General features: G+C 68.3%; 24 protein-coding genes and 1 tRNA gene. 15 read left to right on the top strand and 10 right to left on the bottom strand.

Annotated features, from left to right (window positions below):
- Positions 1–54: 54 nt before the first annotated feature.
- Together QAR72_RS00420 and QAR72_RS00415 are read left to right on the top strand one after the other, a co-directional pair.
- Positions 55–1,569, top strand: coding sequence for a YifB family Mg chelatase-like AAA ATPase (locus tag QAR72_RS00420; RefSeq protein WP_304615367.1), 1,515 nt, complete (start codon positions 55–57; stop codon positions 1,567–1,569).
- 42 nt (positions 1,570–1,611) lie between these two features.
- On the top strand, positions 1,612–2,127 hold the full coding sequence (locus QAR72_RS00415) for a GNAT family N-acetyltransferase (RefSeq protein WP_304615366.1): 516 nt from the start codon (positions 1,612–1,614) through the stop codon (positions 2,125–2,127).
- A gap of 81 nt (positions 2,128–2,208) precedes the next feature.
- Here the strand turns inward: QAR72_RS00415 and QAR72_RS00410 are convergent, their stop codons facing one another.
- From QAR72_RS00410 to QAR72_RS00395, 4 genes are all read right to left on the bottom strand, one after another.
- Positions 2,209–2,415 carry a cold-shock protein gene (locus QAR72_RS00410; RefSeq protein ID WP_119887522.1) on the bottom strand — a complete coding sequence of 69 codons (207 nt, stop codon included), beginning with the start codon at positions 2,413–2,415 and terminating at the stop codon, positions 2,209–2,211.
- 174 nt (positions 2,416–2,589) lie between these two features.
- The gene (locus tag QAR72_RS00405; protein ID WP_304615365.1) at positions 2,590–3,693 is read right to left on the bottom strand and encodes a glycosyltransferase family 8 protein; all 1,104 of its coding nucleotides are present in this window, start codon (positions 3,691–3,693) and stop codon (positions 2,590–2,592) included.
- 64 nt (positions 3,694–3,757) lie between these two features.
- Positions 3,758–3,832, bottom strand: a tRNA-Thr gene (locus tag QAR72_RS00400).
- Positions 3,823–5,544: an ABC transporter permease gene (locus QAR72_RS00395; RefSeq protein WP_304615364.1), complete on the bottom strand. Its 1,722-nt coding sequence runs from the start codon at positions 5,542–5,544 to the stop codon at positions 3,823–3,825. Before QAR72_RS00395 ends, QAR72_RS00400 begins: the two co-directional genes overlap by 10 nt.
- 72 nt (positions 5,545–5,616) lie before the next feature.
- On the opposite strand from QAR72_RS00395, the gene QAR72_RS00390 reads away from it, so the two are divergent.
- Entirely contained in the window at positions 5,617–6,531 is a 915-nt protein-coding gene (locus tag QAR72_RS00390; RefSeq protein ID WP_304615363.1) for a hypothetical protein, read from the top strand.
- 51 nt (positions 6,532–6,582) lie between these two features.
- Here the strand turns inward: QAR72_RS00390 and QAR72_RS00385 are convergent, their stop codons facing one another.
- Positions 6,583–6,834 (bottom strand): DUF2312 domain-containing protein, encoded by a 252-nt coding sequence (locus QAR72_RS00385; protein ID WP_304615362.1) that lies wholly within the window; start codon positions 6,832–6,834, stop codon positions 6,583–6,585.
- Between the two features lie 105 nt (positions 6,835–6,939).
- Between QAR72_RS00385 and QAR72_RS00380 the strand changes: the two genes are divergently transcribed.
- From QAR72_RS00380 to QAR72_RS00325, 12 genes are all read left to right on the top strand, one after another.
- Complete coding sequence (locus tag QAR72_RS00380) at positions 6,940–7,167, top strand: hypothetical protein (protein WP_304615361.1); 228 nt, start codon at positions 6,940–6,942, stop codon at positions 7,165–7,167.
- A 74-nt stretch (positions 7,168–7,241) separates the two neighbouring features.
- Entirely contained in the window at positions 7,242–7,664 is a 423-nt protein-coding gene (locus QAR72_RS00375) for a YeeE/YedE family protein (protein ID WP_304615452.1), read from the top strand.
- Between the two features lies 1 nt (position 7,665).
- Positions 7,666–8,100: a DUF6691 family protein gene (locus QAR72_RS00370; RefSeq protein ID WP_304615360.1), complete on the top strand. Its 435-nt coding sequence runs from the start codon at positions 7,666–7,668 to the stop codon at positions 8,098–8,100.
- A complete protein-coding gene (gene dtd, locus QAR72_RS00365; RefSeq protein ID WP_304615359.1) occupies positions 8,097–8,546 on the top strand; it encodes a D-aminoacyl-tRNA deacylase in 450 nt (149 codons plus the stop codon). The genes QAR72_RS00370 and dtd overlap by 4 nt, the downstream gene beginning before the upstream one ends.
- A 237-nt stretch (positions 8,547–8,783) precedes the next feature.
- A complete protein-coding gene (locus tag QAR72_RS00360) occupies positions 8,784–10,184 on the top strand; it encodes a DEAD/DEAH box helicase (protein ID WP_442953529.1) in 1,401 nt (466 codons plus the stop codon).
- Positions 10,185–10,287: 103 nt separating this feature from the next.
- Positions 10,288–10,920, top strand: a complete 633-nt coding sequence (locus QAR72_RS00355) for a thymidine kinase (RefSeq protein WP_304615358.1) — start codon at positions 10,288–10,290, stop codon at positions 10,918–10,920.
- A gap of 41 nt (positions 10,921–10,961) precedes the next feature.
- A complete protein-coding gene (locus QAR72_RS00350) occupies positions 10,962–12,104 on the top strand; it encodes a D-alanyl-D-alanine carboxypeptidase family protein (protein WP_304615357.1) in 1,143 nt (380 codons plus the stop codon).
- Positions 12,104–12,700, top strand: coding sequence for a dTMP kinase (gene tmk / locus QAR72_RS00345; protein WP_304615356.1), 597 nt, complete (start codon positions 12,104–12,106; stop codon positions 12,698–12,700). Before QAR72_RS00350 ends, tmk begins: the two co-directional genes overlap by 1 nt.
- On the top strand, positions 12,697–13,800 hold the full coding sequence (locus QAR72_RS00340; RefSeq protein ID WP_304615355.1) for a DNA polymerase III subunit delta': 1,104 nt from the start codon (positions 12,697–12,699) through the stop codon (positions 13,798–13,800). Before tmk ends, QAR72_RS00340 begins: the two co-directional genes overlap by 4 nt.
- A gap of 14 nt (positions 13,801–13,814) precedes the next feature.
- Complete coding sequence (locus tag QAR72_RS00335) at positions 13,815–14,612, top strand: TatD family hydrolase (protein WP_304615354.1); 798 nt, start codon at positions 13,815–13,817, stop codon at positions 14,610–14,612.
- Positions 14,609–15,436 (top strand): MBL fold metallo-hydrolase, encoded by an 828-nt coding sequence (locus tag QAR72_RS00330; protein WP_304615353.1) that lies wholly within the window; start codon positions 14,609–14,611, stop codon positions 15,434–15,436. Before QAR72_RS00335 ends, QAR72_RS00330 begins: the two co-directional genes overlap by 4 nt.
- Positions 15,433–16,377 carry an AEC family transporter gene (locus tag QAR72_RS00325; protein WP_304615352.1) on the top strand — a complete coding sequence of 315 codons (945 nt, stop codon included), beginning with the start codon at positions 15,433–15,435 and terminating at the stop codon, positions 16,375–16,377. Before QAR72_RS00330 ends, QAR72_RS00325 begins: the two co-directional genes overlap by 4 nt.
- Positions 16,378–16,386: 9 nt before the next feature.
- On the opposite strand, the gene QAR72_RS00320 is transcribed toward QAR72_RS00325, so the two are convergent.
- The 5 genes from QAR72_RS00320 to QAR72_RS00300 form a co-directional block, all read right to left on the bottom strand.
- A complete protein-coding gene (locus tag QAR72_RS00320) occupies positions 16,387–16,947 on the bottom strand; it encodes a hemerythrin domain-containing protein (protein ID WP_304615351.1) in 561 nt (186 codons plus the stop codon).
- A gap of 7 nt (positions 16,948–16,954) precedes the next feature.
- Entirely contained in the window at positions 16,955–17,905 is a 951-nt protein-coding gene (locus tag QAR72_RS00315) for an ABC transporter permease (protein WP_304615350.1), read from the bottom strand.
- A gap of 3 nt (positions 17,906–17,908) precedes the next feature.
- Complete coding sequence (locus tag QAR72_RS00310; RefSeq protein ID WP_304615349.1) at positions 17,909–19,207, bottom strand: ABC transporter permease; 1,299 nt, start codon at positions 19,205–19,207, stop codon at positions 17,909–17,911.
- Positions 19,208–19,281: 74 nt separating this feature from the next.
- Positions 19,282–20,361, bottom strand: a complete 1,080-nt coding sequence (locus QAR72_RS00305; RefSeq protein WP_304615348.1) for an ABC transporter substrate-binding protein — start codon at positions 20,359–20,361, stop codon at positions 19,282–19,284.
- Positions 20,362–20,448: 87 nt separating this feature from the next.
- On the bottom strand, positions 20,449–21,552 hold the full coding sequence (locus QAR72_RS00300; protein ID WP_304615347.1) for an ABC transporter ATP-binding protein: 1,104 nt from the start codon (positions 21,550–21,552) through the stop codon (positions 20,449–20,451).
- Between the last annotated feature and the right edge of the window lie 126 nt (positions 21,553–21,678).

The following is a 21,678-nucleotide window of genomic DNA, read 5'->3' as shown; positions in this document are numbered from 1 at the left end:
AACCTGTCCTTAACGCCAGCCCCGTTAACCATGGACCAAAGGTCAGGAGCCCGCATGATCGCCATCGCCTATTCGGTCGCCTTCGAGGGCGTGGACCCCCGTCTGGTCGAGGTGCAATGCTCGATCACCGCCGGAATGCCCGGTTTCGCCATCGTCGGCCTGCCCGACAAGGCCGTCAGCGAGGCGCGCGAACGGGTTCGCGCGGCCTTTGGCGCGCTGGCAATCGCGCTGCCGAACAAGCGCGTCACCGTGAACCTGTCGCCAGCCGACCTGCCCAAGGAAGGCTCGCATTTCGACCTGCCCATCGCGCTGGCCGTGCGGGCTGCGCTGCAGATCATCCCGCAGGACGAACTGGCGCGTTGCCTTGCGCTTGGCGAACTGGCGCTGGACGGGCGGCTGGTCGCGGTGGCGGGCGCCCTGCCAGCCGCCCTTGCCGCGTCCGAGGATGACCGCGCCCTGATCTGCCCCCGCGCCTGCGGGCCCGAGGCCGCGTGGATCGAGGGCGTGACGGTGCTGGCCCCCGCCACGCTGCGCGAGGTGATCGACCACCTGACCGACCGCAACCCGATCCCCCGCGCGCAGCCGGGCCGTGTCGCAAGCGGCGATGACGGCCTCTGCCTGTCGCAGGTGCGGGGGCAGGAACGCGCCCGCCGCGCGCTGGAAATCGCGGCAGCGGGGCGCCACCACCTGATGATGATCGGCCCGCCCGGTGCGGGCAAGTCGATGCTGGCCAAGCGCCTGCCCGGCCTCATGCCGCCCCTGACCGCACGCGAGGCGCTGGAGACCTCGATGATCCAGTCGCTGGCCGGCACCCTGCCCGACGGCGGCATCTCGCGGCGCGCCCCCTTTCAGGAGCCGCATCACACCGCATCCCAGGCCGCGATCATCGGCGGCGGACGCGGCGCCGGGCCCGGCCAGATCAGCCTTGCCCATAACGGCGTGCTGTTTCTGGACGAGCTGCCCGAATTTCCGCGCAACGTTCTGGATACCTTGCGCCAGCCGATCGAGACGGGCGAGGTCGTCGTTGCCCGCGCCAACGCCCATATCCGCTATCCCTGCCGGTTCCTGCTGGTGGCGGCGGCCAATCCCTGCCGCTGCGGCCAGATGGTCGACGCCGCCCGCGCCTGCCCCCGCGCGCCCGGATGCGGGGCCGATTACCTGTCGCGCATCTCGGGCCCGATGACCGACCGGTTCGATCTGAGGATCGAGGTTCCGCCCGTGGCGCTGGACGATCTGCAGCGCCCCTCGAACGGCGAGACCAGCGCCACGGTCGCCGCCCGCGTGGCCGCCGCGCGGGCCGTGCAGGACAGACGCTACCTCGATCACCCCTCGGTGCGGGTGAACGCCGATGCGCCGCCCGACCTTCTGGATCTGGTGGCCGCCCCCGATGCCGAGGGGCGCGCCCTGATCCAGCGCGCCTCGGAACGGCTGGGCCTGACCGCGCGGGGCTATCACCGCATCCTGCGCACGGCCCGCAGCATCGCGGATCTGGAGGGCAGCGACAAGGTCCACACCGCCCATCTGGCCGAGGCGATCAGCTACCGCCTGCCCTCGATGCCCGGCGCATAGGGAAGCCTTGATCGCCGCGCCCATTGCCCCGAGACTGTCCGCATGACCGAGATCCCCACGCTTCGCACCAGCCGGACCATCCTGCGCCCCATGCAGGCCAACGACTGGCCGGATTATCACCGGCTGATGGGGTCGGATCGTGCCGTCTTCATGGGCGGCCCCTTTGACCGGAAAGCCGCCTGGGGCATGTTCTGCGCCGATCACGCGCAATGGGATCTGTTCGGCTGCGGGGCGCTGATGATCGAGGACCGCCAGAGCGGCCGGGTTCTGGGGCAGGTCGGCATCAATGACGGCCCGCTCTTTCCGGAACGCGAACTGGGCTGGTTCGTCTATCCCGAGGCCGAGGGGCAAGGCCTGGCCTACGAGGCCGCATCCGCACTGAGGGATTGGGCGCGCGACGTCCTGCGGTGCCGGACGCTGGTCAGCTATCTGGACCCCGGCAACATCCGGTCAGCGCGGCTGGCCGAGCGGCTTGGGGCCGTGCCGGACCCGAAGGCGGCGCGCCCCGATCCGACAGATCTGGTCTATCGCCATTTCGGAGCGGCCCCGCCCGCCTGAACGAGGTCCCCGCATGCGACCCGCAGAAACGAAAAAAGCCGCCCCGAGGGGCGGCCTTTCCGTTTCCGAAGCCGGAAGCGATCAGACGAACTGGACGTTCGTCGCCGATTCGCGGCCGTCGCGGCCACGCTCCAGCTCGTAGGTTACTTTCTGACCGTCAGCCGGAGCCGAGAGGCCCGCACGCTCGAGCGCCGAGATGTGCAGGAACACGTCCTGACGGCCGCCTTCCGGTTGGATGAAGCCGAAGCCTTTGGTGCTGTTGAACCATTTCACGGTGCCGTTGGCCATCGTGAGATCTCCTGTCTTGGTTGCCACCCGCAGAATGCAGTGACTTGGCCCAGTCATTTAGCAAAGCAGACTGAAGGCAGAAGCAGACAGGATGCAGAGAAGATAACGAAGCACCCTTAAGCTAGGGAGTGGGGCGCGCGAATGCAAGGGCGCTTTGCAGATCGCGCAGCAATTCTATTCGTCTGGCGCAAGGCCCAGCCGGTCCAGCAGCTTGCGCGTCGATTCCTCGGCCAGGGGCGCGATGCGCTGATGCACCAGCGTCCTTTCGCTGAATGCCCACCAGCGGCGGTAATGCGGCAGAAAGGCGGCCTTCATCCGGTGCGTCTTGCCCAAGGGCAGGATGCCGTCGGGCTGCGCCAGCGCGCGCTTGCGGATCAGCCGCTCCTGCGCGGGATCGGGGCGAAAGGCAAAGGGCTTGGGCACATGGCCCGCGAAATGCACAATGGCGGGCTCGGCCTTGATCCGCCCCGCCCCCGGAAAGCCGAAGCGGAAGTTGTAGCGGTCATGGGCGGGCGCGAAGGCGCTGCCGAAGGTCAGCGAGAACAGCCCCTGATCCCCGAAGGACAGACCCTGCTGCTGCGCCCAGGTCGCCGTCCTGACGTAATGGTCGAGGTCGATCCCCTCGTCGCGGAACTTGCGCAGGTTCAGCACCATCGCGCCGCTGTTGATCAACCCCAGCGAGACGCGGCGGATCACCTCGGGATCGGTCCCTGCCTCGAAGGCCTCGCGCGCCGGGCCGATGGTGATCGGCGGCTGGGCGCGGGCCAGGAATTCGTGGCAGGCCAGAACATAGTGATCGCCCGGATCCTGGTTCAGGAAGGGGCGCAGATCGTCCAGCACCATCGTGTCGAGCGCGTCGATATAGATCACCCGGTCCAGATCGGAGGGCAGGTATTCGTGCGCGACGAACCACAGGAAGCGTTCGCAATCGGGCTTGCCGCCAAGCGTCCGCAGCGCCACCAGCGCCTCGGACCGCTCGACCCGGACGGGGCGCAGGCGGACATTGGGCAGCTTGTCGCAGAACCGGGCCATCCGGTTCATGATCGGATCGGCCACGTCCAGATGGAAGAACCAGAAATTGATCCGCTGACCGGGATGGGCGTCGGACAGCGACCGGATCAGGATCTGCGTGATCCCGGAATTCCTGCCCCCGCAGGAGGTCATCACGTCCAGCACCTCGCCCCGCCTGTCGGCGCGGGCCAGCCGGTGGCGCGCAAGCCTGTCGACCAGAGCGACGCGCACCCTCGCCAGGGTTCTGCCGAAGGGGATGCGCCTCATGGAATGCCTGCCTGATCGTGCTTTCGGTCAGGGCGCCGTTCCGGCCGTCCTCTGACAAGGATTGTGGTGCCGGCTGAGGGATTTGAACCCCCGACCCCCTGATTACAAATCAGACGCTCTACCACTGAGCTAAGCCGGCGCGGTTCCCGCGATAGCCTGACTGCCGGGTTTCTGCAAGCCAAGGTTGGTGCGCGCCAGCAGGATCACCGCCAGAATGCCGACCATCATCACCAGAAGACCCGCAGGCGCGGCATTGCCCAGATCCTCGAGGCTGGCGCGTTCATGGGTGCGGGTGGCCAGCGTCTCGAAATTGAAGGGCCGCAGCAGCAGCGTGGCGGGCAGTTCCTTGACGCAATCGACGAAGACCAGCAGCAGCGCCGCCCCGACCGAGCCGCGCATCAGCGGCAGGAACACGTCGCGCAGAACGCCCGCATGGTTGCGCCCGAGCGAGCGCGCCGCCATCGGCAGAGAGGGCGGAACCCGCGTGAAGGCCGCGTCGATGGCGCCCTGCCCGATGGCGAAGAAGCGCACGATATAGGCCAGCACGATGGCCGCGCCGGTCCCGGTGATCAGCAGGCCCGGATCGTTGCCGGTCAGCGCCAGAAGCGCATCGGCCACGCGGTGGTCCAGCGCGGCCATCGGGATCAGGATGCCCACCGCCAGAACCGCGCCGGGCGCGGCATAGCCCACCGTCGTCACCGGCAGCAGCAGCCGCGGCAGCCGCCGCCCCGACAGGCGCACGCCATAGACCATGACCATGGCCAGCCCCACCGTCAGGATCGCCGCGATCCCGCCCAGGCTGACCGTGTTCCATGCCGCGCGGGCCAGTCCCGGCGTTACCCAGCCCTGCGGATAGGCCAGCGCATAGGTCAGGATCACGCCCACCGGCAGCACGAAGCCCAGCAGGAACGGGAACAGACAGGCCGCCGTCGCCGCCCATGCGACCGGGCCGCGCAGGCGCTGCGGCGTGATGGGGCGCGGCTGGCGTGCGCTTTGGTGATAGCGGGCGCGGCGGCGGCCCAGCCGCTCCCACAGGCCCAGTATGATGACGATGGCCAGGATCACGCAGGCGATCTGTGCGGCGCCCCCGGCATTGCGCCGTTCCAGCCAGGTCGTGAAGATGCCCGTGTTCAGCGTCTGCACGCCGAAATAGCTGACGACGCCGTAATCGGCCACGGCCTCCATCATCGCGATGGCCGAGCCCGCCACGATGGCCGGGCGCGCCAGCGGCAGGCCCACGCGGCGAAAGAGCGCCCAGGGGCCGGTGCCCAGGGCGCGGGCGACCTCGTAGGCGCTGCCGGATTGCTCGTTCAGCGCCGCTCGGGTCAGCAGGTAGACATAGGGGTAGAGCGCGGCGCCCAGCACCACGATCGCCGCCTCGATCGAGCGGATGCGGGGAAACCAGTAGTCGCGGGCGCTTTCCCAGCCGAACCAGCCGCGCAGCGCGGTCTGGACGGGGCCGGAATAATCCAGGAAGTCGGCCAGCGCATAGGCGCCGATATAGGCGGGCACCGCCAGAGGCAGCAGCAGCAGCCATTGCAGCCAGCGCCGTCCGGGGAACTGATACATGCAGACCAGCCAGGCCGCCCCCGCCCCCATCGCCGCCGCCAGCGCCCCGGTGCCGAGCGTCAGGATCACCGTATTGGTGAAGTAGCGCGGCATCACCGTGGACATCAGCTGCGGCCAGATGTTGCCGGTCGGATTGGCCGCCATCCAGACCACCGCCACGACCGGCGACAGCACAAGCGCCGCGATCAGCGCCGAGGCCAGCGACCAGCCGCGCCCTCCGCCCTGTCTCAGCCCCTGTTCGCCGGTCCTGGCCGTTGCGGCCTCAGTGCTGGATGTCGTCATGCGCGCGTCGTTAGCGCAAAGCGGTTTGACTGTCCACGAAGGACGGCTAGATTGCACGCCGCCGCGCCTGCCATGACGCGGGCCAACGACAAGACGGGACAGGACGGCATCATGCAGATCGCCTATCACATCGGGGTGCATTGCACCGACGGTGACCGGATGCTGAAGACCTTGCTGAACAACCGCAACTGGTTGCTGCGCGAGGGGACCGAGGTCGTCACGCCGAACCGCCACCGCGCCGTTCTGGACGAGGCGCTCGAGGCGCTGCAGGGCGGCACCGCCACGCCCGAGATGGAACAGATCATGCTGGACGCGCTGGTCGAAAGCGACAATCCGTCGCGGCTGGTCATGTCCAGCGCGACCTTCATGGGCGCGCCCGGCCGGGTCTGCGGCCAGGGCGGCCTTTACCCGCAGATGGGGGCGCGGGTCTCGGCGCTGCGCAAGCTGTTTCCTTCGGCGGAATGCGAGTTCTTCGTGGCGATCCGCAACCCCGCCACGCTGCTGACCGAGGTGCTGCCGCAATTCACCGGCGGCGGCTACCGCGAACTGGTGCAGGGCTGCCGTCCCGAGGATCTGCGCTGGCGCGATCCGCTTTTGTCGCTGCTGCGGGCGGCTGCGGGCTGCCGGGTGGTGATCTGGTGCCACGAGGACGTGCCGCTGATCTGGCCGGAACTGGTGCGGCTGCTGGGACATATCCCGCAGGACGTGCCGCTGTCGGGCGCGCTGATCTACATGTACGACCTGCTGGGCGAGGCCGGGATCGCGCGACTGCGCGACGCCGTGGCCGGGCAGGATAACCTGGACATCACGCGCCGCCGCGACATCTATGCCCGCGTGCTGGAGAAATACGCCCTGCCCGGAACGCTGGACCAGGTGATCGACCTGCCCGGCTGGACACAGGAGGTCGTGGATCAGGTCACCGACCTCTACCGCGCCGACGCCGCCATGATCGCGGCGCAGCCCGGCGTCGAATTCGTGCTGCCCTGACGCGCAGGACCCCGGGGGCGCGCCGCGCGGCGCGCCCGCCAGAGGGTGCCGTCAGGCCATCCCGAGCGCGGTCTTGTACATCTCCAGAATCGCCTCTTCCTCGGCGATGTCGTCACGGTGGCGTTTGCGAAGGGCGACGATCTTCTTCATGACCTTGGTGTCGTATCCGCGGGCCTTGGCCTCGGCCATGACTTCCTTCTGACGCTCGCTGATGTCCTTCTTCTCGGCCTCGAGCTGCTCGAACTGCTCGATGAACTGGCGCAATTCGTCTGCGGCGACGCCGTAAGCCTGATCGTCCTGCATGGCGGTCTTTCCCTTTTCGCGTTTTGCCCGACCTGTTAGGCCGTCTTGCCGCGCGGTGCAATCGCCGCTAGGGCGGGCGTCGGAAAACTGCCGGGGGATGCTGCCATGAGCCTTTACGACTGGATCATCTGGGCGGGTGCCGCCCTGACCCTGCTGGGGCTTGTCGGGATCGTCTGGTGCATCCTGACCGTCACCCGCGCCCGCCGCGCCGGGATGGACGACGACGCGCTGCGCGCGCGGATGAAGACGGTGCTGGCGGTGAACATGGCCGCGCTGGCGGCGTCCTGCATCGGGCTGATGGTCGTCGTGTTGGCGATCATGCTCAAGCCCTGAGCCCCGGCGCACGGTCTTGACATATTCTTATATCGGAATACATCTTCGGCAGGCTGCAACCAAGGAGCATGCGGATGGAACCCGACTGGATCATGGGCCTGATCGGCGGATTGATGATCGGCGGCGCGGCGGCGCTGTATCTTCTGGGCAATGGCCGCATCATGGGGGCCAGCGGGCTGCTGGGCGGGCTGATCGACGGCACGGGCCGCGCGAACTGGACCGAGCGCGCGGTGTTTCTCGCCGCGCTGGTGCTGGTTCCGGCGCTGATGGTCGCGGCGGGTCTGGGCGCGGCGTCCGAGCCGGTGGCGGGAACGGGCGTGCTGATCCTTGCGGGTCTGCTGGTCGGCTTCGGCACGCGGCTGGGCAATGGCTGCACCTCGGGGCACGGGGTCTGCGGCATCTCGCGGCTGTCCTGGCGCGGCATCGCGGCCACGGGCATCTATCTGGCGACGGGCGTTCTGGCCGTCATCATCGCACGCATGATCGGGTGGGCATGACATGACACGTTTGCTGATCGCCGCGCTTTCGGGCGGGCTTTTCGGGGCCGGGCTGCTGGTGTCGGGGATGACGGACCCGGCCAAGGTCCGGGGCTGGCTGGACATCTTCGGCGCATGGGACCCGACGCTGGCCTTCGTTCTGGGCGGCGCGGTGGTGCCGATGTTCTTCGTCTGGCGCCTCGCCGCGCGCAGGCCCGCCGCGCTGACCGGCGCGCCCATGCCCGCCCTGCCGCCGCAGAGACTGGACGGCCGCCTGATCGGAGGCGCGGCCCTGTTCGGGCTTGGCTGGGGTCTGGCGGGGCTCTGTCCCGGCCCGGCCATCGCCTCGCTGGCGATCGGCGGCACGCCCGCGCTGACCTTCATGGCGGCGATGGTCGCGGGGATGGCGCTATTCGGCCTGTGGAACAACCGCCAGCCGCGCGCGGCCCTCGCATGAGGCTGCTGCTGCAACGCGTGACCGAGGCTTCGGTCTCGGTCGGGGGGCAGATCGTCGGGCGAACCGGCCCCGGCCTTCTGGCGCTGGTCTGCGCGATGCAGGGCGATGACGAGGTCGCGGCCGAGCGCATGGCCGCACGCATGGCGAAACTGCGGATCTTCCGCGACGAGGCCGGGCGGATGAACCGCGCGATCACCGATATCGGCGGCGGTGTGCTGGCGGTCAGCCAGTTCACGCTGGCCGCCGATACGCGCAGCGGCAACCGGCCCGGCTTTTCCTCGGCCGCCGCACCCGAGGACGGCCGCCGCCTTTATGAGCATTTCGTCGCCGCCCTGCGCGGCCTGGGCCTGCCGGTCGAGACCGGGATCTTCGGCGCCGAGATGCAGGTGTCGCTGCTCAATGACGGCCCGGTCACGATCTGGCTGGACAGCGCCGAGCGCGCTTGACTTTCGCGCCTGACTGCACCATCTGCAACACGTCGCCCCCTGCTGCCGCGTGAGCAGCCACAGATCGGGCCCGCCGGGCCACCCTGTCTTGGGCGCGACACAGATCCGTTTCCCATTCACGCGGGGAGGCAGCGGGCATACTCGTATTTCGCCCGCACCCCTGCAACAGGCCGCGCCCGATGCGCGGCCCCAGCCTCGTGCGCCCGATACGGGGGGCGGCGGGGACGAAAGACGATCATGGAACAGAAGACCAATTCCCGCCGCCGGCACAATCGCGGCCCCAACGCTTCCCCCACCGCCCATGGCGGCCGCCGCGCGGTGCCGAATGTGCAATCGCCCGCGCTGGCCGCGAACGAGGGCCGCCGCGCCCCGGCCCGCGACCCGCTGCCCACCGGCCCCTTTGCCGATATGGGCATCGACCACCGCATCAACGCCAACATCGCCGCGATGGGCCTGACCCAGCCGACCCCGATCCAGAGCCAAGGCATCCCCTCGGTCGTGGCGGGGCGCGACGTGCTGGGCCTGGCGCAGACCGGCACCGGCAAGACGGCCGCCTTCGGCCTGCCGATGCTGACGCGGCTGATCAAATACGGCAAGAAACCCGATCCGCGCACCTGCCGGGCGCTGATCCTGGCCCCCACCCGCGAACTGGCCACCCAGATCGCCACCAATATCGACGCCTATGCCGAAGGCACTCCGATCCGCAGCTTTCGCGTGGTCGGCGGCGCCTCGATCAACGTCCAGACCGAGCGGCTGTCGCGCGGCGTGGACGTGCTGATCGCCACGCCGGGCCGCCTGATGGACCTGATCGAACGCCGCGCGGTCGATCTGTCGGCCACCACCTATCTGGTGCTGGACGAGGCGGACCAGATGCTGGACATCGGCTTCATCCACACGCTGCGCAAGATCGCCAAGATGCTGCCGCGCGAACGTCAGACGCTGCTGTTTTCCGCCACCATGCCCAAGCTGATGGAGGAACTGGCTGAGACCTATCTGACCGATCCCGTCCGTGTGGCCGTGAACCCTCCGGGTCAGGCTGCCCGCAAGATCGAACAGGGCGTCCACTTCACCGGCCAGGGCGACAAGGCCACGCTGCTGGCGGAGTACCTGTCCAAGCATCCGGGCGAATTGGCGATGGTCTTCGGCCGCACCAAGCATGGTTGCGAAAAGCTGGCCAAGCTGCTGGAAAAATGGGGTTTCCCGGTCGCTGCGATCCACGGCAACAAAAGCCAAGGCCAGCGCGAGCGCGCGCTGGAGGCCTTCCGCAAGGGCGAGACGCAGGTTCTGGTCGCCACCGATGTGGCGGCGCGGGGCCTCGACATTCCCGAGGTCGCGCATGTCTATAACTACGACCTGCCCAACGTCCCCGAGAACTCTGTCCACCGCATCGGCCGCACTGCGCGGGCGGGTCGTGACGGCCGCGCCGTCGCCTTCTGCGCGCCGGCCGAGATGGGTGAATTGCGCGCCATTGAAAAGGCGATGAAGGCCACGATCCCGGTCATCGGCGGCGAGCCCTGGGCCTATGCGGCGGCCCCCGCCGCCAAGGGTCCGCGCCCGCAATCGCGGGGCCGCGCGCCGATGGGCGGCGGCGCGAAACCCTCGCGCAAGCCCGCGGGCGGCGCCAAGCGCCGGGGCTGATCCCCGCACCGATACCACCGGAAAAGCCGCAGGTCCGCCCTGCGGCTTTTCTCATGGTGCCGCAGGGCCTTGAGGCGGCGGCGGGGCGCGGCTATCTGGCGGCATGGCCAAGCTCTATTTCCATTATTCCACGATGAATGCGGGCAAGAGCACGATGCTCCTGCAGGCCGCGCACAATTACCGCGAACGCGGCATGGCGGTCCTGCTGCTGTCGGCGGCGTTCGACGACCGGGCGGGCGCGGGGCGCATCGCCAGCCGCATCGGCATCGCGGCGGATTCGGTGGTCTTTTCCCAGCAGACCGACCTTTTCGACCTGATCGGCCGGATCGGCGCGGGCTGCGCCTGCATCTTCGTGGACGAGGCGCAAGTCCTGACCCGCGATCAGGTCTGGCAACTCGCGCGCGTGGCCGACGATCTGGGCCAGCCGGTCATGTGCTATGGGCTGCGCGTCGATTTCCGAGGCGAGCTGTTTCCCGGCTCGGCCGCGCTGCTGGCTTTGGCCGACGACATGCGCGAGGTCCGTACGATCTGCCATTGCGGGCGCAAGGCGACGATGGTCGTGCGCCACGACCCCGAGGGCCGCGTCATCACCGAAGGCGCGCAGGTCCAGGTCGGCGGGAACGAGACCTATGTCTCGCTCTGCCGGCGCCACTGGCGCGAGGCCGTGGGCCAGCGCGAGCCCGATCACAATAGCGCCCCGGACGACGCCGCCGCGTTGCGGGGCGCGGGGGCTTGATGTAACCATCGCGGGCGAAGAAGTCAGAGGAACCTACCCCCATGCGCGCATTCCTTGTGTGGTTCGCCGTCGCCCTGTCGCTTGCCGCACCCGCGCGTGCCTTCGACACGACCGCGACCTCGGCCTGGGTCTATGACGTGACCAGCGGCACCGTGCTGATGGAGAAGAATGCCGACGTGGCGATCCCGCCCGCCTCGATGTCGAAGCTGATGACGCTCTACATGCTCTACGAGGCGCTCGAGGATGGCCGCGTCCAGATGGATACGCGCCTGCCCGTCTCCAGCCGCGCGCGGCAGATGGGCGGTTCGACCATGTTCCTCAACGAGCTCGACCGTCCCACGGTCGAGGAACTGATCAAGGGCATCATCGTGCTGTCGGGCAATGATGCCTGCGTCGTCGTGGCCGAAGGGCTGGCCGGAACCGAGGAGGCATTCGCCCGCCAGATGACCGAACGCGGCCGCCAGATCGGGCTGACCCATTCGGTCTTCAAGAACTCGACCGGCTGGCCGGCCGAGGGCCATGTCATGTCGGCCGAGGATATGGGCCTTGTCGCGCTGCGGATCATCGAGGATTTCCCGCAATATTACAGCGACTTCGCGCTGACAGAATTCCGCTTTGACGACCGCGCGCCCGCCAACCGCTACAACCGCAACCCGATCCTGCGGCAGGGGATCGGCGACGGGCTCAAGACCGGCCACACGCAAGAGGCCGGATATGGTCTGGTGGGTTCGGCCGCGCAGGACGGGCGTCGGATCATCTTCGTCGTCTCGGGCCTGCAATCCGACCGCGCCCGCGCCGAGGAATCCGAGCGCATCGTGAACTGGGCCTTCCGGCAATTCACCATGCAGACGCTGGTCCCGGCGGGCGAGACCGTGACCGAGGCGCCGGTCTGGCTGGGCACGGCCAGCCGCGTGGGCCTGACCACCGAGAACGGCGTCAACGTGCTGGTCCCCGCAGGCGCGCAGGATCAGGTCACGGTCGAGATCGTCTATGACAGCCCGATCCCCGCGCCCATCGCCAAGGGCGACCCGGTCGGCCGTCTGGTCGTGACCATCCCCGGCGCGCGCGAGGCCGTCACTCCGCTGATCGCCACCGCCGACATCGCCGAGGCGGGCTTTCTGGGCCGCATCAAGGGCGCCGTGATGCAACTGGGGCAGCGCGCCATCGCCGCCACCGGCATCTGATGCTGATCAGCTTCGAGGGGATCGACGGCTGCGGCAAGTCCACGCAGGCCCGCCTTCTGGCCGAGGCCCTGCGCGCCCAGGGCCGCGAGGTCGTGCTGACCCGCGAGCCCGGCGGCAGCCCCGGTGCCGAAGAGATCCGGCGCCTGCTGGTCGAGGGCGCGGGCGAACGCTGGTCGCCCGAGACGGAATGCCTGCTCTTCACCGCGGCCCGGCGCGATCACCTGGAACGCACGATCCGCCCCGCGCTGGACAGGGGCGCGATCGTCATCACCGACCGCTTCGCCGACAGCACCCGCGTCTATCAGGGCGCGGCGCGGGGCGATCTGCGCGCGATGGTGGACCGCTTGCACGCGCTGATGATCGGGATCGAACCCGACCGCAGCTTCGTCATCGACATCGACCCGGCGACCGGCCTTGCGCGCGGCACCGCGCGCGGCGGGACCGAAGATCGGTTCGAAAGCCTTGGCCTTGGTTTTCAGGAACGCCTCGCGCAGGGCTTCCGCGCGCTGGCCGCCGAGTATCCGAACCGCGTGCGCCTGATCGACGGCAGCGGCGCACCCGACGAGGTCGCAGCCCGCATCCGGGCCGCGCTGTGAAGACCGCGCCCGAGGATATCCCCGAACCCGACCGCGTGCCCGGCGCCCCCCACCCGCGCGAGGCGAGGCGCGTGCTGGGCCATGATGCGGCACTGCGCGATTTCGTCTCGGCGGCGCGGGGCGGGCGGCTGCACCATGCCTGGCTTCTGACCGGCCCGCGCGGGGTGGGCAAGGCGACTTTGGCCTGGTCCATCGCCAAATGGGTCCTGTCGGGAATGGCGTCGGATGACCTGACCTCAAACCCCGAAAGCCCCGAGACGCGCCGCGTGCTGGCGTTGTCCGAACCGCGCCTGACCGTGATCCGCCGCCCCTGGGACGACAAGGCGGGCCGCCTCTCCGCGCAGATCACCGTGGACGAGATCCGGCGGCTACTGTCCTTCTTCCACATGAGCGCGGCCGAGGGCGGGCACCGCGTCGCCATCATCGACGCCGCCGACGACATGAACACCGCCGCCGCCAATGCGCTGCTGAAAGTGCTTGAGGAACCGCCCGCCCGGACTCTGATCCTGCTGGTCGCGCATCAGCCCGCAGGGCTTTTGCCTACGATCCGGTCGCGCTGCCGGACGCTGCGCCTGTCGCCGCTGGCCGCGCCGCAGATGGGCGCGATCCTGTCCGATATGGGCCTGCACGAGGATGCCGAGCCGCTGGCCGCCCTGTCCGACGGCTCGGTCGGCGAGGCGCTGCGACTGGCCGGGCAGGACGGGCTGGACCGGTATCAGGCGCTGGTCGATCTGTTTGCCACCCTGCCCCGGCTGGACCGGCTGGCGGCGGCGGAATGGGCCAATGCGGCAGCGGGCCGGGCGGGGGCGGATGGCGATCCGTTCGATCTGGCGATCACGCTGCTCGACCGCTTTCTGGCGCGGCTGGCGCGGGCGGGACTGATGGGCGCGCCGCTGGATCAGGCGGCGCGGGGCGAGGCCGCGCTGATGGCGCGGCTGTCGCCCGACGATCTGGCCGCCCGCCACTGGGCCGAGGCGCAGGCCAGCCTGTCGGCTCGGGCCCGCGCAGGCCGGGCGGTCAATATTGACCCCGCCGCGCTGGTGTTGGATATGGTTCTGGAACTGGCGCAATCGCCCCCGGCGCGCGCCGCGACAGCCTGACCGAAGGAAACCGGATGCGTGATGCAGCGCCCCCTGCCCTCGTGGACAGCCATTGCCATCTGGATTTCCCGGATTTCGATGGCGAACATGCGGCGCTGATCGAACGCGCCCGCGCCGCCGGCGTCACGCGCATGGTCACGATCTGCACCCGCCTGCGCAACGAACCCGCGATCCGCGCCCTGGCCGAGGCGCATGAGGGCGTCTTTTACGCCGCGGGCACCCATCCGATGAGCGTGGCCGAGGAACCCATGGCCTCGGTGGATCAGCTTGTCGCGCTGGCCGCGCATCCGAAATTCGTGGGGATCGGGGAAACCGGCCTCGACTATCACTACACCGCCGAAAGCGCCGCGCTTCAGCAGGAAAGCCTGCGCATCCATATCGAGGCCGCGCGCCGCACCGGCCTGCCGCTGATCATCCATGCGCGCGACGCTGATGACGACATGGCCCGCATCCTGACCGAGGAACACCGCGCAGGCGCCTATGGCTGCGTCATGCATTGCTTCAGCTCGTCCGCCGCCTTGGCGCGGGCGGCGCTGGATCTGGGCTTCTACCTCTCGATGTCGGGGATCGCGGCCTTTCCCCGGTCGTCTGACCTGCGCGAGATCTTCGCCGCAGCGCCTCTGGACCGCATCCTGATCGAGACCGACAGCCCTTATCTGGCCCCGCCCCCCCATCGCGGGCGGCGCAACGAGCCCGCCTATGTCGCCCATACCGCGCGCGTGGGGGCCGAGCTGTTCGGGCTGGACCTTGCCGCCTTTGCCGCCGCCAGCAGCGCGAATTTCGACCGGCTCTTCGCCAAGGCCGCCGCATGAGCGGCGATCTGCGCGTCACGATCCTGGGCTGCGGATCGTCCGGCGGCGTGCCGCGCCTGGGCAACCGTTGGGGCGTCTGCGACCCGACCGAGCCGCGCAACCGGCGGCGGCGCTGCTCGATCCTGGTGGAACGCGACGGCGCGCAGGGCACGACGCGCGTCCTGATCGACAGCGGCCCCGATCTGGTGCCGCAGCTTCTGGATGCCGGGGTCGAGACCATCGACGCCGTCGTCTACACCCATGCCCATGCCGACCATATCCACGGCATCGATGATCTGCGCCAGTTGGTTTACAACGCCCGCCGCATGCTGCCCGCCTGGGCGGATTACCAGACCGCCGAGGCACTGCTGACCCGCTTTGGCTACGTCTTCGAGACGCCCGAGGGCAGCGAATACCCTCCGATCTGCACGCTGAACCCGATCGAGGGCCGCTTGACGATCGACGGCCCCGGCGGCCCGGTCGGGCTGATCCCCTTCCGTGTCCAGCATGGCCGCACGACCGCGCTTGGCTTCCGCATCGGCGGGCTGGTCTATCTGCCAGACGTCTCGGCCATTCCCGACGCGGCCTGGCCCCTGATCGAGGGCGCCGAGACCTTCGTCATCGACGCGCTGCGCCCCGAACCCCATCCCAGCCATGCCCATCTGGCGCTGGCGCTGGACTGGATCGCACGCGCGGCCAGCCCCCGCGCGGTGCTGACGAACATGCATCTCGACATGGATTACGCGACCGTCGCGCGCGAGACGCCCGATCACGTGACCCCCGCCCATGACATGATGCAGATCGAGGCGACAGCCGCCCTGCCCGATCTGCCCGCCGCGCTGTGAGCGCGCTTTTCACGATCATCCTGCCGGTCTTTCTGGTCGTGGGCTTCGGCTATCTGGCCGCCTGGCGGGGCTGGTTCAGCGCCTCGACGGTGGATGGCGTCATGGCCTTCGCGCAGAATTTCGCGGTGCCGGCGCTTCTGTTCGCCTCGATCGCGCGGCTGGATCTGGGGACCGAGTTCCGCCCGGCCCTGCTGATCCCCTTCTATCTGGGGGCCTTTGCCAGTTTTACGGCGGGCTGGGCGGGGGCGCGCTATCTGTTCTCGCGCCCGCCGATGGATTGCGTGGCGATCGGCTTTGTCTGCCTGTTCTCGAACACGCTGCTTCTGGGCGTGCCGATCACCGAACGCGCCTATGGCCCCGAGGCTCTGGCGGGGAACTGGGCGATCATCGCGCTGCATTCGCCGCTGCTTTACACGTTCGGGATCACGGTGATGGAGTTCACCCGCGCGCGCGGCTCGGGCCTGTCGGTCGGGCGGGTGGCGCTGAAGGCGCTGGCGGGGGTGCTGCGGACCTCGCTGGTGATCGGGATCCTGGCGGGGTTCAGCATGAACCTGCTGATGCAGGCGGGCCTCGTGATGCCGCAGGGCTTCTGGGACGCGGTGGACATGCTGGCGCGCGCGGCGCTGCCCGCCGCCCTGTTCGGACTGGGCGGCATCCTCTACCGCTACCGGCCCGAAGGGGACATGGCCACCATCGCCATGTGCTGCGCCATTGCGCTGATCCTGCATCCCGCGATCACCTATGGCGCGGCGCGACTGGCGGGGCTGGATGTGGCGGGGCTGCGTTCGGCGGTGCTGACCGCCTCGATGGCGCCGGGGGTCAACGCCTATCTCTTCGCCAATATCTACGGCTCGGCCCGCCGGGTCGCCGCGTCCAGCGTGCTGATGGCGACGGCCCTGTCGATCCTGACGATCTGGGTCTGGCTGATGATCCTGCCCTGACGCGGCACGTCAGATCGGCACGCCGAGCGCGCCCAGAGGCTCCTCGAGCGCGGTCTCCTCGTAGCCGAAATGAGACCGGATCGCGCGGTCCAGATCCCCGAAGCGCAAGGCGCAATCCTCGAACGCCTCGACCGATGGCGCGTCGCGCAGGGCTGCGGCCGCATCGTGCAGGTCCTCGATCAGCCGATGGATCACCTTGTGCTCGGCGCGCAGCCGCGCGATGACCGGCGCCAGGGGCGCCCCGCCGCGTTCCTCCAGCACGGGGAACATCCAGCCTTCCTCGATATCGTGGTGGTTCTGCAGCAGCGCGCAATCGCGCCCGCAGGCCGTGCCGAACAGGCGGAAATTGCGCGTCAGCTGCAGGCCGCCCACGGCCTGGACCAGTGCGCCGGGCGCCTCGGTCTCGGCGCGGATCGCGGCCAGGAGCCCGGCCACGGCCTGCAGCTCGGCGCGATACATGTCGTGGATCGCGGCAAGGCGGCGTCCATGGGCGCGCTGCCCTGCGGTGATGGCGGGATAAGGCGGCGGCGCGGGGCGCGCGGCCGCGTCATCAAGATCCTCGGGGGTCACTGCGGCGTCACTGCGGGGTCAGGCCCCGGATCCGCTCGGACCGGCGGCGCAGCAATTCCACCGTGGTCAGCAGCGCGATCGAAAAGATCACCAGCAGCGTGGCAACGGCAAGAATGGCCGGGCTGATCTGTTCGCGGATGCCGTTCCACATCTGGCGGGGGATCGTCTGCTGCTCGGGTGCGGCGATGAACAGGACCGCGACGACCTCGTCGAACGAGGTGACAAAGGCGAACAGCGCCCCCGCGATCACGCCGGGCAGGATCAGCGGCATCGTCACCCGGAAGAACGTCACCCGCGGGCTGGCGCCAAGCGAGGCCGCGGCCCGGTTCAGCGACTGGTCGAAGCCGACCAGCGTCGCGGTCACGGTGATGATGACAAAGGGAATGCCCAGGGTGGCATGGGCTAGGATCACCCCCAGATAGGTACCCGCCAGCCGGCCGCATTGCGGCTGAAGACCAATCAGGTTCAAAAGCTCGCAGGGGTTCGAGTAGAAGAAGAACATCCCCGTCGCGGTGATGATCAGCGGCACGATCATGGGCGAGATCAGGATCGCCATGATCGCCCGGCGATAGGGCATTTCCGGGCGCGACAGGCCAAGTGCCGCCAGCGTGCCCAGCACCGTGGCCACCAGCGTCGCGAAGAAGCCGATGATGACCGAGTTCTTGGCCGCCTTGATCCAGTGCGCATTGGCCCAGGCATCCGACCAGAAGGCCCAGCCCTCGCTGTCGGGGTTCTGCATGCCGAAGGTCAGAAGGCTCTGATACCAGCGCAGGCTGAACCCGTCGGGGTCCAGCGACCGCATGGCGGGGGTGAAGGTGAAGAACGGCTCGGCGTTGAAGGATAGCGGGATGATCACCACGATCGGCGCGATCAGGAAGAAGAAGATCAGCCCGCAGATCACCAGATAGAGGTAATGCCAGGCCCGCTCCAGCGGCGAGGCGTAGGAAGGAAGCGCCATGGTCTACCCCAGTTTCAGGTTGTCGATGCCCACCAGCCGGTCATAGAGCCAGTAGAGGACCAGGACCGAGGCCAGCAGCAGCGCGGCCAGGGCCGCCGCCATCGACCAGTTCAGCGTCGAGGTCATGTGCATCGCGATCATGTTGGAAATCAGCTGGCCCGACGAGCCGCCGACAAGAGCGGGCGTGATGTAGTAGCCCACCGCCAGAATGAAGACGAGAAGCGCCCCCGCCCCAAGCCCCGGCAGCGTCTGCGGGAAATAGATGCGGCGGAAGGCCGTCCAGCTTGTCGCACCAAGCGAGCGCGCCGCGCGGACATAGGACGGGTTGATCGTGCGCATCACCGAATAGAGCGGCAGCACCATGAAAGGCAGCAGGATATGGGTCATGGCAATGATCGTGCCGGTCTGGTTGTAGATCATCTGCAGGCGCTGGTCATTGCCGATCACACCCAGCCAGACGAGGACATCGTTCACCACGCCCTGCTGCTGCAACAGCACCATCCAGCTTGTGGTCCGCACCAGAAGCGAGGTCCAGAAGGGCAGCAGGACAAGGATCATCAGCAGGTTCGATTTCCGCATCGGCAGCGTCGCCAGAAGATGCGCGATCGGGAAGCCCAGCAGGAATGTCAGCCCGGTGATCAGCAGCGACAGCCAGAAGGTCCGCATGAACAGCATCACATAGACCTGCTGGCGTTCATCGACCTGCTGGATGCGGCCGTCCTCGTCGCGGGTGCGGTCCACGGCGGCCAGATAGAAATTCGCGGTATAGGGTCGCGATGCCTCGCGCATCACCGACCAGAGCATGGGATTGTCCCAGCCCTCGTTGATCTCCAGCAGCGCCTCGCGATAGGGCGGCTCCAGCCCGCCACGCAGCGAACGCCCGGTCGAGGTGAACAGCGACCGCGCCCCCGACAGGTCGTAATTGATGCGCGTGCCGACCATGCCGATGGTGCGTGCCTCGGCGGCGGCGGTCAGATCGGCGGCCAGCGCCGCCCAGGCGGCCTCGTCGGGATCGGTGCCGCGTTCGGTCGAGGCGAACCAGGCCGAGACCTCGGGCATGTTGCGCGAGAAGCCGTCATTGTAGAAGGATCGCTGCAGCATCTGGCCGATCGGGATCACGAAGGTGATCAGGATGAAGGCCAGCAGCGGCAGGACGAGGAAAAAGGCCCGGCGGCGGGCGCGGCGCTGGCTGCGCGCCAGGGCGCGGGCCAGGGGCTTGCCATCGGCCGTGGTCAGGGCCGCGCCCACGCCCGAGGCGGTGGTGGCGATGGCGGCATGCGGATCAAGGGCGACATTCGCCATGGCTTTTCCCGATTATCGTGGTCCGGACAGAATGACCGCCGCGCCCGTTACCCGGGCGCGGCGGCTATCGGCGATCAGGACGAGGCCAGCCAGGCGTTGAAGCGCTCGGTCAGTTCGGTGTCGTGATCGGCCCAGAATTCCGGGTTGTCCATCACCGCGTTCTCAAGCGCCTCGGGGCTGGTGGGCATGTGGGGCGCCATCTCGGTCACGCCATCCTGATAAAGACCGACCAGCGCGGCCGAGGACCGGCGCGCCGGGCCATAGGCGATGTATTTCGCCTGATCCGCCAGACGCTGCGTGTCGGTGGCGAATTTCAGGTATTGCAGCGCCGCATCCATGTTCGGGGCGTCCTTGGGGATCACGAACATGTCCATGTCCATGTACTGGCCGTCCCAGATCACCTCGAAGGGTTTGTTCTCGGCCACCATCGCGTCGAAGATGCGGCCGTTATAGACGGTGGTCATGGTGACCTCGCCATCGGCCAGCAGCTGCACGGGCTGGGCGCCGGCTTCCCACCAGACGACGTCCGACTTGATCGTGTCCAGCTTGGCGAAGGCGCGCTCGACACCCTCGTCGGTGCCCAGCACGTCATAGATCTCGGCGGCGGGGACGCCATCGGCGATCAGCGCCAGATAGAGCGTCCGCTTGGGGTTGCGCGGCAGGCCGCGCTTGCCGGGGAACGCCTCGGTGTCGAAGAAGTCGGCGGCGGTCTGCGGCTGCGCGCCTTCCGGGAACTTGGTCGTGTCGAACGAGATGACCGTGCCCCAGACGATGTTGGCCACGGCGCAATCCAGCAGCGCACCCTCGACGAAGTCATCGACGGCGGGCGTCCCGTCGGGCGCGGCCGGCAGCGAGGCGTGGTCGATCTCGACCAGCGCGCCCTCGTCGCAAAGACGGATCGCGTCCGAGACCTCGACGTCGAAGACATCGGCGGTCACGTTGCCGGCCTCGACCTGCGCTTTCAGCGGCGTGGCCGGGTTGTCGGCGGCGATCATGTTGACGCGGATGCCGGTCTCGGCGGTGAAGGGCTTGTTGTAGGCCTCGACCTGGCTCATCTCGTAGGCGCCGCCCCAGGAGACGACGTTGACTTCCTGCGCCGACGCGGCAAAGGCCATGCCGGTCAGGGCGGTGGAGAGGATCAGAGTGGTTTTCACGTGGTGACTCCCTGTTGAAATGTCGCGGGCTTCGGCCCGTCCTGTCATTGTCCGGGGCACATGGTCGCGCGCCCCGGATAGGGTCCGTCAGACCGGGTCCAGCGCGCGGGCATCCTGCGGATGCCAGCCGATGCGGATGGTCTGGCCGGGATCGAGCCGGGTCTGGCCGATCGTGTTGCGCATCTTCATCACGAAGTTGTCGCTGCCGGCGACGGCCAGCCGGGCACGAAGGATGTCGCCCATATAGATGACCTCAAGCACCTTCGCCTCGATCGTGTGGGCGCCGGGGGGCATCATCTCGGGCTTGAACTCGACCCTCTCGGGCCGGATCGAGACGGTCGTGCGCTGGCCCTTCTCGCGGATGTTCACGGGGGTGGCGTCGATCACGCCGCCGCCATCCAGCCGGACCAGCGCCTTGTCGCCCTCGAATTCCTCGATCACGCCGGGAAGGGCGTTGTTCTCGCCGATGAAGCTGGCGACGAAGCTGTTCTCGGGGCGCTCATACAGGGCGGCGGGCGGGGCAAGCTGCTGGATGCGGCCATCGTTGAAGACCGCGATCCGGTCGGACATGGTCAGCGCCTCGCCCTGATCATGGGTCACATAGACAACGGTGATTCCAAGTCTTTCGTGCAAGTGCTTGATCTCGAACTGCATATGTTCGCGCAACTGCTTGTCCAGCGCGCCGAGCGGTTCGTCCATCAGCACCAGTTCGGGATCAAAGACCAGCGCGCGGGCCAGCGCGATCCGCTGCTGCTGGCCGCCCGAAAGCTGCGCCGGGCGGCGGTTGATGAAGGCGCCCATCTGGACCATGTCCAGCGCCCGCTTGATCCGCGCCTCGCGCTCGGACTTGCCCATGCCGCGGACTTCCAGCGGAAAGGACAGGTTTTCGCCCACGGTCATGTGCGGAAACAGCGCGTAGTTCTGGAACACCATGCCGATGCCGCGCTTGTGGGGCGGCACCTGGTTGATCGGGCGTCCGGCCAGCCGGATCTCGCCATGGGTGGCGGTCTCGAAACCGGCAAGCATCATCAGGCAGGTCGTCTTGCCCGAGCCCGAGGGCCCCAGCATGGTCAGAAATTCGCCCTTGCCGATGGAAAGGTTCAAGTCTTTGACGACAAGTGTCTGGCCGTCATAGCTTTTTTGCACATGCTCAAAGGCGACGAAAGCGTCGCCATGGCGGTCGTCCAGCAAAAGCGCTCTCCCTGCGTTTCTATGGTTATTCAGCGCAGGGTCAGGTTAGACGGGCGGCTCGCGCGCTTGCAAGAATGTTTGCGACAATCTGGAAAATAAACCCGACTCCGAACCGTCATGATCGGA

This window comes from Paracoccus sp. (in: a-proteobacteria) (genome assembly GCF_030604785.1).
Lineage (GTDB): Bacteria > Pseudomonadota > Alphaproteobacteria > Rhodobacterales > Rhodobacteraceae > Paracoccus.
This window is presented reverse-complemented; position numbering and strand designations above follow the sequence as displayed.